Origin of the sequence: Corynebacterium sp. HMSC063A05 (assembly GCF_001809695.1) — a bacterium.
Classification (GTDB): Bacteria; Actinomycetota; Actinomycetes; order Mycobacteriales; family Mycobacteriaceae; genus Corynebacterium; species Corynebacterium amycolatum.
In genome coordinates this window covers 80,911-94,319 of record NZ_KV798510.1, presented here as the reverse complement: position 1 = coordinate 94,319, position 13,409 = coordinate 80,911, and the positions used below count along the sequence as shown (strand labels likewise).

The window sequence follows — 13,409 nt, the reverse complement described above, 5'->3', positions numbered from 1 at the left end:
ATGGCAGACAAGAATCTGGGCGCAGCCGCTGGGGCGAAAGGCGCTTCGGAGTCTGAGCAGTTTCTCAAGGAAGATGGCTCTGCTCCGACCATTGTGGTGGCCGGCGGTGGTACGGCTGGCCATATCGAACCCGCACTGGCAGTGGCGGATGCGATTTTGAACCTGCAGCCGGAGGCCCGCGTCATTGCACTCGGTACGAATCGGGGGTTGGAGTCGACCCTCGTACCGGCGCGAGGCTATGACCTGGAACTGATTCCGCCAGTGCCGGTGCCGCGCAAGCCGACTGCGGATTTGTTCAAGCTGCCTCTCAACGTCGCTCGCGCGGTGCGTGAGACCCGCAAGGTTTTCAAGCGTATTGACGCTGATGCGGTCATCGGTTTTGGCGGCTACGTATCGGCACCTGCCTACATGGCGTGTCGTGCGGGGAAGAAGATTCCGTTCCTGGTTCACGAGGCCAACGCCCGTGCGGGTCTGGCCAATAAGCTCGGTGTCGCACTCGGCGGCGTCGGCCTGGCCGCTGTGACCGGTTCAGGTCTGAAGGCCGAGGTCGTCGGCAATCCCGTGCGTGCCAGCCTCGCGGCGCTGGACCGCGACGCCAAGCGTGCCGAAGCCCGCGAGTTCTTCGGTTTACCGCAGGAGGGACCGGTGCTCTTTGTCACCGGTGGTTCGCAGGGGGCGCGTTCCATCAACGAAGCTGTCAGCGGTGCAGCCGCAGAGCTCGCCCAGGCCGGTGTATCCGTACTGCATGCCTACGGAAAGAAGAATCACGTCGAGGTCGAGTCCATCCGCGAGGACGCCCCCTATGTCGCTGTCCCGTACATCGACCGGATGGATCTGGCGTACTCCGCCGCTGACCTGATTTTGTGCCGTTCCGGTGCGATGACGGTAGCTGAAGTCTCAGCTGTCGGCCTGCCTGCGGTGTATGTACCGCTGCCACACGGAAATGGGGAACAGGCACTCAACGCCACCGATGTCATCGATGCTGGCGGCGGCATTCTCATCGCCGACGAGTCGCTGACTGCGGCATCAGTTTCGGATATCGTAATTCCGCTGGTCACGTCCCCTGAAAAGCTTGCCGACGGGCGCCGCGCCCTGGCCAATATCGGACATGGTAACGCTGCGGAGAACATCGCCCGTCGGGTGCTGTCTGCGGCTGTGAACTCTAAGAAGTAAAGCGAGCATAAACATGAACGTTAATTTCGATGGCTTTCAGCCGGTAACGGGAGAGCTGCCCGCAAGTGTCCACATGATTGGCATTGGCGGTGCCGGCATGTCCGGTATCGCTCGCATCCTGTTGGCGCGTGGCATTCGTGTTACCGGTTCCGATGTCAAGGAGTCCCGCGCGGTGGTGGGACTGCGTGCGATGGGAGCCACCATCGCCATTGGCCATGACCGTGCGAATCTCGAGCTGGCCGGTGAGGGAGAGTTCCCGGAGGCAGTGGTCATTTCCTTCGCAGCTATTCCGAAGACGAATCCGGAGCTGGCCGGTGCACATGGGCTGGACATTCCGGTGCTCAAGCGTTCCGATGTGCTAGCGCTGTTGATGCAGGACTCCAGGGCCCTTCTGATTGCCGGTACTCACGGCAAAACCTCTACTACGTCGATGACCGTCGCCGCTTTGCAGGCAGCTGGTTTGGATCCGTCTTTTGCTGTTGGCGGTCTAATGAGCAAGGCCGGCGTCAATGCTCACCAGGGCAGTGGTGACGTCTTTGTTGCTGAGGCCGATGAGTCGGATGCCTCGTTGTTGACTTACCAGCCGGAAGTGGCCGTAATTACCAACATCGAGCCCGATCACCTTGACTTTTTCGGGGACGACGAGACCTACTACGCCGTCTTTGACGCTTTTGCAGAGCGCATTAAAGACAGCGGTCATCTGGTCGTCTGTGCTGAGGATCCGCATGCGGCCGCATTGGGCGAGCGCGCGGTGGAACGCGGCATTAACGTGCTGGCTTATGGTGGGGAAGAAGCCTTGGCTAAACACCCGACGCTGCCGGTTGGTGCCGTTTTGCACGGCTGGACTCCCGTCGGTGGTGGCGCCCGTGTGGAGGCCACCGTTGGCTCGACATCGGTGAGGTTTGAACTGCATCAGCCCGGCCGTCACATGGCGCTCAACGCGCTGGCCGCAATGGTTGGTGGCGACTGCGTCGGGGCAGATCTGGGGCGTATGGCGCGCGGTCTTGGTGAATTCACCGGTGTCCGTCGTCGCTTCGACTATCACGGCAGTATCGGCGAGGGGCCATTTGTTGGCGCTCGTATCTACGACGACTACGCGCATCACCCGACCGAGGTCTCCGCAGTTCTCGGCGCAGCTCGGGAATTGGTCACCGAGGCCGGTCGTGGCAATGTCATCGCTGTTTTCCAGCCGCACTTGTACTCGCGTACTCGCAACTTTGCCGACGAGTTCGCTGCAGCCCTGTCGCTGGCGGACAAGGCTGTTTTGCTCGATGTCTTCGGTGCCCGCGAGGAGCCACTGCCGGGCGTCGACGGTGCGCTCATCGCCAACAAAATGACCATCCCTGTGACGTATGAGCCGCATTTCACCAGCGTCCCGGCTCGCGTCCGCGAAATCGCCGAACCGCACGATGTCATCTTGACCATCGGTGCTGGCTCTGTGACGATGCTTGCCGACGAAATCGTGCGCGAGCTCAGCGGAGACAACGACGAACAGGTGGAGTCGTAGCACTGTGAAAACCAGCCGAAAGCAATCTCAGCAGACCGACGGTGCAGACCAGGGCACAGCCGTGTCGCGGCGACAGCGTTCAGCGCGCGCCCCGCGACGCGGCTGGCTCATCGGCGGTGGCCTGGTCGCGATTATCGCCATCGTTGCAGCGGTGGTGTGGTTTTCGCCGTGGCTGGTTGTGAAAAACATTGATGTTGAAGGCGTCGTCCACGGTGATAAAGACGCGATTGTCGACGCCAGTGGTATCTCCGAGAATCAAAAGCTCATTCGCTTGGACACGGATGCCTCAGCGCGCTCCGTGGCGGGGCAGCCGTGGGTCGATAGCGTGACCGTCAGTCGTTCATGGCCGCAGGGCGTGACTATTTCGGTACGGGAATTCACCCCAGTGGTGTTTGTCCGTGCCACTGACGGAGAGCATCTGTTTTCCGCAAATGGGCAGGAGTTCGTCACGGCAGCCCCGCCTCCGGGTGTCATCGAAGTTGTTGATGCACCTCGCGTGGATGAGCCAACTGACGGCAAAGTTGACCCCGAACCGCGCGTTATCAAGGCGGTTTTGAACGTCGTCAAGGCGTTGCCGGAGCCCGTCGCACACCGTGTGGAGCGGATTAGCGCGCCTTCCGAGGCAGAAATCAAGCTATTTCTGACCGATGGATACGAGGTGTACTTCGGGTCCTCGGATAATGCGGCAGAAAAAGCGCGTGCGACGGAGATTGTCCTGAACCGTGGCGAGAAGATTTGGAATGTCTCCAACCCCCGACTACCCGCTGCAAAGGGAGAGTAGAGAATGGTGGTGTCTGGAGTGATTTCTGTGGCTAAACACTATCCCTCAAGTGCAGGTTTAAGGTAGCGACACGCGCTAAAAGGTCGCTGAATTATTTGCAGTTTTCGACCACAATGGGGTCAACAGCTTTTCGGCCATGATGCACTTCTTCCGTGCGGTGTCATGGAGAGCTGTACTGCCCGGCGGTGCCAATGCTGTCGTGCGGCCCATGTGCAACGTGGCTAGATGAAATTATTTAGGACCTATAGGAAAGGGCGAGAAACGCGCAATGACCTCCCCGAATAACTACCTCGCCGTTATCAAAGTCGTCGGTGTCGGCGGCGGTGGCGTCAATGCTGTCAACCGCATGATCGAGGAGGGGCTGAAGGGTGTCGAATTTATCGCAGTCAACACCGACTCGCAGGCCCTGATGTTCTCCGACGCTGATGTCAAGCTCGACATCGGACGTGAGGCAACTCGTGGTCTGGGAGCTGGCGCTAACCCCGAGGTTGGCCGCACTTCTGCGGAAGACCACAAGGATGAGATTGAAGAGACCCTCAAGGGCGCCGATATGGTCTTCGTTACCGCAGGTGAGGGCGGTGGCACCGGTACTGGTGCAGCTCCGGTTGTCGCGAGCATCGCCAAGAAGTCCGGCGCCCTGACCGTCGGCGTAGTAACCAAGCCGTTCGACTTCGAGGGCAAGCGCCGTGCGCGCCAGGCCGCTGAGGGCATTGAAACCCTCAAGGAGGTCTGTGACACCCTTATCACCATTCCGAACCAGCGTCTGCTGCAGATTGGTGAGCAGGATTTGTCCATGATGGACGCGTTCCGCTTTGCCGACGAGATTCTGTACAACGGTGTCCAGGGTATTACTGACCTGATTACCATTCCGGGCATGATTAACGTCGACTTCGCCGACGTCCGCTCGGTAATGGCGGAGGCTGGCTCGGCTCTGATGGGCGTTGGCTCCGCACGTGGCGATGACCGTGTGATGAACGCCGCTACTCAGGCCATTAACTCCCCGCTGCTGGAGTCCACCATGGATGGTGCACAGGGTGTGCTTATTTCCGTCGCCGGTGGCTCCGACCTCGGTCTGATGGAGGTCAACGCCGCCGCGTCCATCGTGGAGGAAAAGGCTGACCCGGATGCCAACATCATCTTCGGTACCATCATCGACGACAACCTCGGTGACGAAGTTCGCGTCACTGTGATTGCTACCGGTTTTGAGCAGGGTAACGGCAACCCGCTGGACAAGCCAGCCGCAGGTGCCGCTGCACGACCGGCTGCACAGGATGTCGAGGCGCGTCCGGCCGCTGAGCAGGCGCCGCGCCAGGGCAGCGCACTGCCGGGCGGTGACAACCTCGGCACTCCGGCTCCGCGTGCGGAGGAAGAGCGTCCGGTCGCACAGCCGCGCGAGCGTGAGGACCGCGACCGCTTTGTCCCGCGCACCAATCCGAACAGCGGTGGTCTGTTCACCGACAACCCGACACCGCGTACGCAGGAAAACCGCAACTACCGTGGTGCTCACCGTTACAAGGATCGCGATGACCGCGATGATCGTCGTGGTGGCTACCAGGCCTCCAGTGACCTGCCGGAGTGGGGCTTCTAAGAAATCATGACTGAATCCCGCCGCAGCCGAAAAATTCTGACGAATCGGCGCGGCGGGTTTTCGCTGCCACCATATGATTCTTTCAATCTTGGAGATCATGTCGGCGATGACCCGTCCGCAGTCGAACGCAACCGCCAGCGCTTGGCCGATTCTCTGGGAATCGACCGCGCCCGCTTCGTCTATATGGAGCAGCTTCACACCAACACGGTCACCGTCGTCAACGAACCACAAACTGAGCCTGTCCCGGCTACTGACGCCATCGTCACGACCACGCCGGGTCTCGCGCTGGTAGTGCTCGTTGCCGATTGCGTTCCCGTCTTGCTTTCCGACGATCATGCGGGTGTCGCCGCTGCGGTACACGCGGGGCGGACCGGTGCCCGCAACGGAATCGTTCGTAAATCTGTCGAAAAGATGATTGAGCTCGGTGCCACGCCCGAGAATATCCATGCGCTTCTCGGTGCGGCGGCTTCTGGGCACAATTACGAGGTGCCTGAGTCGATGGCCGATGACGTCGATAAGCACTTGCCCGGAGCGAAGACGCGAACGAAGCAGGGGACTGCCGGTGTCGACGTGCGCGCCGGCCTGTTGCGTCAGCTCTATGACCTCGGCGTGCGGCATCTCAACGTCGAGCCCAGCTGCACTATTGACAATGAGCAGTACTTTTCCTACCGGCGGGAGGGAAAAACTGGCCGTCAGGCGGGCATCGTGATCCTGCCTGAGCAGGACTAAGTTTCAAAGTTGTAATTTTGGCTCGCCAAATTTGCGCGTGTCTATGCGATATTGCTGACCCAGCCGGTAGGTTGTGGGTAGCACAGACTTAAATTCGCACACTAAGAAGGACGTAGCAGAAGATGGCTGATTTCTTCCGTGGGGTTTCAAATTTCTTCGGTCTTACCCCGACTGATGACGCGGCTTACGACGAGCACTACGACGAGTTTGACCGCCGTGACGAGGAGCGTTTTGATGACTCCTATGCCGACTCGCGTCGTGCGGAGCGCCACCGCTACGAGCTGCGCGAAGAGGCTCCAGGTGAGGCTGCAAGTGTGAACTCCCGTGAGGAGGACTACCGCTACGGCAACCTGCACTCCGTTGCTGAGACCAAGGAACCAGAGCAGGTCTTTATCAAGCCGGAAAGTGGTTTCCAGGACAAGTACTCCAAGGCTCCGGACATCGGTTCACACTTCCGCGACGGTGACATCGTCACCTTCGATCTGAGTGAGCTCGACCCATCTGAGGCTAAGCGCTACGTCGACTTCGTTGCTGGACTGGTTTTCGGTCTGCGCGGCCGGATCAAGGCTGACGGCTCCGTGTTTACCCTGTACCCGCACGGCTGCGATGTCAACGAGGGGCAGTTCGACCGGATGTCCGGCTAGTCAGCCGGCTCGCATGACTTGTTAGTATTTCGTATTTCGATTAATTAGCTAGACTGTTTATTCGTGTCTTCACTACTGCTAGTTCTGCTAATCCTGCTGAAGCTTTTCACCTATCTGCTGTTGGCTCGCATCGTGATTGAAATGATTCAGTCATTTTCTCGATCCTGGCGACCGGGCAGGGTGTTTTCGTCGATTGGCGAAATTGTTTTTGTCATCACCGACCCGCCGGTGAAGCTGTTGCGCCGACTCATCCCGCCTATGCCGATGGGCAACGTGATGGTGGACATGTCTGTGCTTGTTTTGTTCTTCATCCTTATGATTCTGCGAATGGTGCTGCAGGTAGCTCTCGGTGCGGTGGCGTAAATATCGCTAACTGTTTGCTTGGGGTCCACAATGTGGATTTCGGTGGAGCTGTGTTGTTTTGACTGTCCCGAATGTGATGTTCTCGGGCATTGAATTGCTGCCGGGGGTGTTAATCGGGGGCAATAATAGGAACCCGTAGGGGAATGTAATCCCCAACGGGTTTTTGTTGTGTCGGGGGTAAAGCTCTGTGGCTAAAGGTGCAGGGTAAGGGCGAGGTTTAACGTTTTACTAGAACTTTGCCACTGGTTAGAACGTGGGAGATAGAGTCCTGCCCAAAATAAATGGGGTGAGGACTGTGACTAGAGCAGGTAGGATTGGCCGGGTAAACAGTACTACTGGAAATAATTCTCTTAAGATTTCTTAAGAACTGTCCGCTCAAAGTGTTAGGGGAACTCACCATGCCGTTGACTCCGGCTGATGTGCATAATGTGGCTTTCAGCAAGCCTCCGATTGGCAAGCGTGGTTACAACGAGGATGAGGTCGACCAGTTCCTCGACCTCGTGGAGGACGCACTGGGTGAGCTCCAGGATGAAAACGCTGAGCTGCGCCAGCGCGTTGAGGACCTTGAAGGTCAGCTAGAGCAGGGTGGCGGCGCAGACTACGCCGCTTCCGGTGCTGCCGCTGCGACGCCGGCTGTCGATGAAGACAAGCTGCGCAAGGAAATTGAGCAGGAGCTGCGCGCTGAGTACAACGAGCGACTGAACGCTCAGCAGCAGGAGATTGAGGCTCGCTACCAGGATCGTCTGGATGCTCTTGAGAAGCGTGCTTCTGAGGCAGAGGCTTCTGCACAGCAGGCTTCCTCCGCATCTGCGGCGCAGCCGCAGACAGTTGCAGCAAGCACCGGCACTGAGTCGCAGGAAGTTAGCCTCCGTGCTGCTCGTATCCTGCAGGCTGCTCAGGACACCGCCGATCGCGTCACCACTGACGCCGACGCTGAGGCGAACAAGCTTGTCACCGAGGCTCGTGAGAACGCTGACCGCACCGTGGCAGAGGCCAATGAAGAGGCCGAGCGCACTGTCACCAACGCTCGCAACGAGGCAGACGCAACTTTGGCTGATGCCAAGGAGCGCAGTGAGCAGTTGCTGGCTGATGCCCGCAACGAGTCTGAGTCGACCCTCACCGACGCTCGCCAGCGCAGCGAGCAAATGATTAGCGACGCAGACGCTCGTTCCAACGCCACCATCACCGCAGCGCAGCAGAAGGCAACCGCGCTGCAGGAGGATGCAGAGCGCAAGCACCACGAGATTATGACCACCGTCAAGGAGCAGCAGACCGCTCTGGAGGGTCGCATCGAGGAACTGCACATCTTCGAGCGCGAGTATCGCACCCGCCTGAAGACCTTCCTGGAGTCTCAGCTGGACGACCTGAACTCTCGCGAGTCGGCTGCCCCGGCCGACGGCTACAACAACTAATTACGTAGCCAATACGTAGAAAACCACCACGCTCGGCTCCCCAGGAAGGGGAGGCAGAGCGCGGTGGTTTTTGTTATCTTTCCCTGCGACCCAAGCGCATTCTTTGTTTCGGTCAGGGTTGTAGTAGTTGCCTGAGACACTGCTATACTGACACCCATACACGCAATGAGCCGGCCATCACCGGGGAGCGTTTCGGAAGAACAGTCCAGCAATAAATGGGCCCAGTAGAACCGAACGGTTTGGCACCGTTACAAAGCCGTATTAAATAAGCGGGCTATCGCGTGAAACCGCATGGTTCTTGTTCGCAAGAACCGTCGTAAAGCGTGATGCCAAGCGGGGTGGTACCGCGCGAGACTCCTTTTCAGTGTCACCAGTAACAACGCTGAAGGGGCTAGGCACGCGTCCCCGTGGTGAGTATTAATGATGTTCGACCACGGAAGTGACGTAAAAACGGTGTCTAATTCGAACGATGTAAATGCCTCTGCTGAGGCCACTCCGGCAGGCGGCGCGTATCCGCGCACTGCTGACTTTGGTAAGTACACGTCGAGCCCGAAGTTCCCGGAGCTGGAGGAAAAGGTTCTGGAGTACTGGGGTAAGGACAGCACTTTCCAGGCCTCTATTGATCAGCGCGATGGGGCGGACGAATACGTCTTTTATGATGGCCCGCCGTTTGCCAACGGTCTACCGCACTACGGTCACCTGCTGACCGGTTACGTCAAGGACATCGTTCCGCGTTACAAGACCATGCGTGGTTACCAGGTTGGCCGTGTCTTTGGCTGGGACTGCCATGGTCTGCCGGCTGAGCTGGAGGCAGAGAAGCAGCTCGGTATTAAGGACAAGGGCCAGATTGAGGAAATGGGTCTGGCTAACTTCAACAAGTACTGCGCCGAGTCGGTGCTACGGTATGCGGGCGAGTGGAAGGAATATGTCACTCGTCAAGCTCGTTGGGTTGACTTTGACGGCGGATACAAGACCATGGACATGAGTTACATGGAGTCCGTGATCTGGGCCTTCAAGGAGCTCTATAACAAGGGCCTGGTCTACCAGGGGTTCCGCGTGCTGCCGTACTCCTGGGCAGAGCACACCCCGCTATCCAACCAGGAGACCCGCCTGGATGACTCCTACAAGATGCGGCAGGACCCGACCCTGACCGTGACCTTCCCGTTCACCGGCGCCAAGGCCGGCTCTGCAGCGGAGAAGACTCTGGCGGACAACCCGGTGTTCGCTGACACTGCGGCTATCGCTTGGACCACCACGCCGTGGACGCTGCCGTCCAACCTTGGCCTGGCCGTGAACCCGAAGGTCACCTATGCCGTAGTTAAGGTCGGAGGGGATTCCTCCGTGCCGGAGTTTGCAGGTAAGACCTTCCTGCTGGCAGAGGCGCTGATTGGTGCCTATGCCAAGGAATTGGGCAAGGAACACGAGGTCGTGGCTACGTTCGCTGGTGCTGACCTGGAAGGTCTGACCTACCAGCCGATCTTCGAGTACTTCGCAGATCACCCGAACGCCTTCCAGATTATGGTGGCCGACTATGTCACCACCGAGGACGGTACTGGTGTGGTCCATCAGGCACCGGCATTCGGTGAAGACGATATGAACACCTGTAATGAATACGGCATCGATGTCATCATTCCGGTGGACATGGACGGTAAGTTCACTTCCCAGGTGCCGGAGTACCAGGGCAAGTTGGTCTTCGACGCTAACAAGGACATCATCCGTGACCTGAAGGCCGCTGGCCGCGTCGTCCAGCACCGCACCATCGAGCACTCCTACCCGCACTCCTGGCGTTCGGGCGAGCCGCTAATCTACATGGCACTGCCAAGCTGGTTCGTGTCCGTTACCAAGATCCGCGAGCGCATGGTGGAGCTCAACCACAACGAGATTGAGTGGATGCCGGAGCACGTGCGCGACGGTCAGTTCGGCAAGTGGCTCGAGGGGGCACGTGACTGGAATATCTCCCGTACCCGCTACTGGGGTTCGCCTATTCCGGTGTGGGTTTCCGACAACGACGAGTACCCGCGTGTCGACGTCTACGGTTCCCTCGATGAGCTGGAGGCGGACTTCGGCGTTCGCCCGACCACACTGCACCGCCCGGAGATTGACGAACTGGTGCGCCCGAACCCGGACGACCCGACCGGCAAGTCCATGATGCGCCGCGTCCCGGACGTCCTGGATGTCTGGTTCGACTCCGGTTCCATGCCGTTTGCGCAGTTCCACTACCCGTTCGAGAACAAGGAGTGGTTCGAGTCCCACGCACCGGCCGACTTCATTGTGGAGTACATCGGCCAGTCCCGCGGCTGGTTCTACCTGCTTCACGTCCTGTCGGTTGCACTGTTTGACCGCCCGGCGTTCAAGAAGGTCGTCGCCCACGGCATCGTGCTGGGTGATGACGGCAACAAGATGAGTAAGTCCAAGCGCAACTACCCGGATGTCAACGAGGTCTTCGACCGCGACGGCTCCGACGCCATGCGCTGGTTTCTCATGTCCAGCCCGATTCTGCGCGGTGGCAATCTGATCGTCACCGAGCAGGGTATTCGCGAGGGCGTGCGCCAGGCGCTTCTGCCAATGTGGAACGCATACTCGTTCCTGCAGCTCTACGCCTCCAAGCCGGCCGAGTGGTCGGTGGACTCCGACAACATCCTGGACAAGTACATCCTGGCCAAGCTTGCAGCAACTGTCCGTGCTGTCACTGAGTGCCTGGACAACACCGACATTGCTGCTGCCACCGATGAGGTCCGTCAGTTCTGTGACGCACTGACCAACTGGTACGTGCGCCGCTCCCGCGACCGCTTCTGGGCCGGCGATGTCAAGCACCCAGAGGCATTCAACACCCTATACACGGTGCTGGAGGTTCTCACCCGCGTGGCTGCTCCGCTGCTGCCGATGGCCACCGAGGTCATCTGGCGCTCGCTCACTGGCGGCCGCTCGGTGCACCTGGAGGATTGGCCGGACGTCGACAAGCTGCCGACCGATGACGAACTCGTTGAGTCCATGGACATTGTCCGCAATGTCTGCTCGGCAACATCGCGCATCCGCAAGGCCAACCAGCTGCGAAACCGCCTGCCGCTGAAGAAGCTAACCCTGGCATTCCCGGATGCCGAACGTCTGCGTGATTACGCCGACATCGTTTCCTCCGAGGTCAACGTCGACAAGGTGGAGTTCACCTCCGACGTGGACTCGGTGGGACGTTTCGAGGTCTCCGTCAACGCTCGCGTGGCCGGTCCACGCCTGGGCAAGGACGTTCAGAAGGTCATTAAGGCTGTGAAGTCCGGCAACTACGAGGTTGTCGACGGCGCCGTTGTCGCCGATGGTATTCCGCTGCAGGAGGGCGAGTACACCCGCAATCTGGTCGCGATCTCGCCGGATTCCACCGCTGAGGTCGACGGCGTCAATGGCCTGGTCGTGCTTGACACCGAGCTCGACGAGGACCTGGAGTCCCGTGGCTGGGCTGCTGACCGTATCCGCGGTCTCCAGGACGCCCGCAAGAACGCTGGCCTCGAGGTCACCGACCGTATCTCGGTGAAGCTGCAGGTCCCGTCCGAGCGTGAAGAGTGGGCAAACCGCCACGCTGACCTCATCGCCCGGGAAGTTCTTGCCACCGCTTTCGAAGTCGTCGCTGGCGGAGAGCCACTGAGCTACGACGTGGCGGACGGCTGCTCGGCGGATATTGCCAAGCAGTAGGGGAGAGTAATCTCAATGCCGACTTCCGGGCGGTGGGTCCTGCACATCGACATGGACGCGTTCTTCGCGTCCGTCGAGCAGCTCACCCGCCCGACTCTGCGCGGGCGGCCAGTTCTCGTCGGCGGACTGGGTGGTCGAGGTGTGGTCGCCGGTGCCTCCTATGAGGCCCGCGCGTACGGCGCGCACTCGGCTATGCCGATGGCCCGCGCACGTCGTCTCATGCCACCGACCGCAGTGACGGTCAGCGCGCGCAAGGGCATCTACGGGCCGGTGTCGCGCCGCGTGTTCTCTGTAATCCGCGAGCGCGTGCCCGTGGTCGAGCAGCTCAGTGTCGACGAGGCTTTCATGGAACCCGAAGAGCTTCAGGGAGCCTCGAAGGAGCAGGTCATTGCCTGGGCGGAGCAACTGCGGGCAGATATTCGGCGGGAGACCGGCTTGGCCTCGTCGATAGGCGCGGGCGCGGGCAAGCAGTTCGCAAAAATTGCGTCAGGCCTGGCGAAACCCGATGGCGTGTACGTGCTGGACCCCGCACGCAATCACGAGCTACTACACCCATTGCCGGTAGAGAAGCTCTGGGGCATTGGCCCTGTCACCGCTGCAAAACTGCACACACTGGGCGTGGAGACTATCGGTGATTTCGCCGCCATGTCCCAGCGCGATGTCGAGGTTTCGCTGACATCCAAAACCGGTGTGATGCTGTGGCAGCTGGCGCAGGGGACAGACGATCGGCCGGTTAAGGAACGCGATGTCGCCAAGTCTGTATCGGCGGAGTACACCTATCCCGAGGATCTGGAGTCGCAGGCCCAACTCCACGCCGCCATCGATCGCGCAGGTGAGTCCGCTTTTCGACGGCTCAAAAAAGATGGCCGTGGTGCCCGCACCATCACTTGCAAGGTGCGTCTGTCCGACTTGAGCATCCATACCCGATCTGAGACGCTCGCCTACGCCACACAGGACTTCGACACCCTCATGGCTGTCGCTCACCGAATCGCGTTCACACCCGCGGAGGTCGGCCCAGTGCGACTGGTGGGCGTCGGTTTCTCCGGGCTGGATTCACACATACAAGAAGTCCTGTTTCCTGAGCTCGACCGTGCTATCACCGTCGAAGATCGAGTGCCGGCACCTACGCTTTCCGACGCTCCCGCCGGCCTGGTCGAGCTATCTGGAACCGGTGCGTTGCCGACCGTTCGGCTTTCCGACTCCAAGTGGGCACCTACCTCGGATGTGCACCACAGTGAGTATGGACATGGTTGGGTACAGGGGTCGGGGCACGGGATTGTGACTGTCCGTTTTGAAAGCCGCACCAGTGGCCCCGGGCGCATGATCACGCTGAAGGAGGACGACCCGGAGCTGCGCCCGTGCTCTGCGGTGTGCAGTTTGGACTGGCCAGAGTGGCTGGCTTCCGACGAAGAAGCAGCTCTTGACTTGCCGCAACCTGAGCGTGAAAGTGAAGATGAGGTTGGCCCCGATGCGGATGCTTGATGCGGCTGCCTGATGTCGCCGTTATCCTCGGTGCCGTTCGCGCCTCCCT

General features: G+C 59.8%; 10 protein-coding genes. All 10 read left to right on the top strand.

Annotation, left to right across the window (positions count from 1 at the left end; translation table 11 throughout):
• The 10 genes from murG to HMPREF2651_RS09165 all read left to right on the top strand — a co-directional run bounded on the left by murG (window position 1) and on the right by HMPREF2651_RS09165 (window position 13,360).
• Entirely contained in the window at window positions 1–1,173 is a 1,173-nt protein-coding gene (gene murG / locus HMPREF2651_RS09210) for an undecaprenyldiphospho-muramoylpentapeptide beta-N-acetylglucosaminyltransferase (RefSeq protein WP_049182132.1), read from the top strand.
• A gap of 13 nt (window positions 1,174–1,186) precedes the next feature.
• Window positions 1,187–2,680 carry a UDP-N-acetylmuramate--L-alanine ligase gene (gene murC / locus HMPREF2651_RS09205; protein WP_049182131.1) on the top strand — a complete coding sequence of 498 codons (1,494 nt, stop codon included), beginning with the start codon at window positions 1,187–1,189 and terminating at the stop codon, window positions 2,678–2,680.
• A gap of 4 nt (window positions 2,681–2,684) precedes the next feature.
• On the top strand, window positions 2,685–3,461 hold the full coding sequence (locus HMPREF2651_RS09200; protein ID WP_049182129.1) for a cell division protein FtsQ/DivIB: 777 nt from the start codon (window positions 2,685–2,687) through the stop codon (window positions 3,459–3,461).
• Between the two features lie 268 nt (window positions 3,462–3,729).
• Entirely contained in the window at window positions 3,730–5,049 is a 1,320-nt protein-coding gene (gene ftsZ / locus HMPREF2651_RS09195; RefSeq protein WP_038625796.1) for a cell division protein FtsZ, read from the top strand.
• Window positions 5,050–5,055: 6 nt separating this feature from the next.
• Entirely contained in the window at window positions 5,056–5,778 is a 723-nt protein-coding gene (gene pgeF, locus HMPREF2651_RS09190; protein WP_049182127.1) for a peptidoglycan editing factor PgeF, read from the top strand.
• 122 nt (window positions 5,779–5,900) lie between these two features.
• Window positions 5,901–6,422 (top strand): cell division protein SepF, encoded by a 522-nt coding sequence (gene sepF / locus HMPREF2651_RS09185; protein WP_049182126.1) that lies wholly within the window; start codon window positions 5,901–5,903, stop codon window positions 6,420–6,422.
• Between the two features lie 63 nt (window positions 6,423–6,485).
• Window positions 6,486–6,785 (top strand): YggT family protein, encoded by a 300-nt coding sequence (locus tag HMPREF2651_RS09180; protein ID WP_038625790.1) that lies wholly within the window; start codon window positions 6,486–6,488, stop codon window positions 6,783–6,785.
• Between the two features lie 398 nt (window positions 6,786–7,183).
• A complete protein-coding gene (locus HMPREF2651_RS09175; RefSeq protein WP_049182125.1) occupies window positions 7,184–8,197 on the top strand; it encodes a DivIVA domain-containing protein in 1,014 nt (337 codons plus the stop codon).
• 420 nt (window positions 8,198–8,617) lie between these two features.
• A complete protein-coding gene (ileS, locus tag HMPREF2651_RS09170) occupies window positions 8,618–11,878 on the top strand; it encodes an isoleucine--tRNA ligase (RefSeq protein ID WP_083303371.1) in 3,261 nt (1,086 codons plus the stop codon).
• A 15-nt stretch (window positions 11,879–11,893) separates the two neighbouring features.
• Entirely contained in the window at window positions 11,894–13,360 is a 1,467-nt protein-coding gene (locus tag HMPREF2651_RS09165; protein WP_049182123.1) for a DNA polymerase IV, read from the top strand.
• Window positions 13,361–13,409 lie beyond the last annotated feature (49 nt).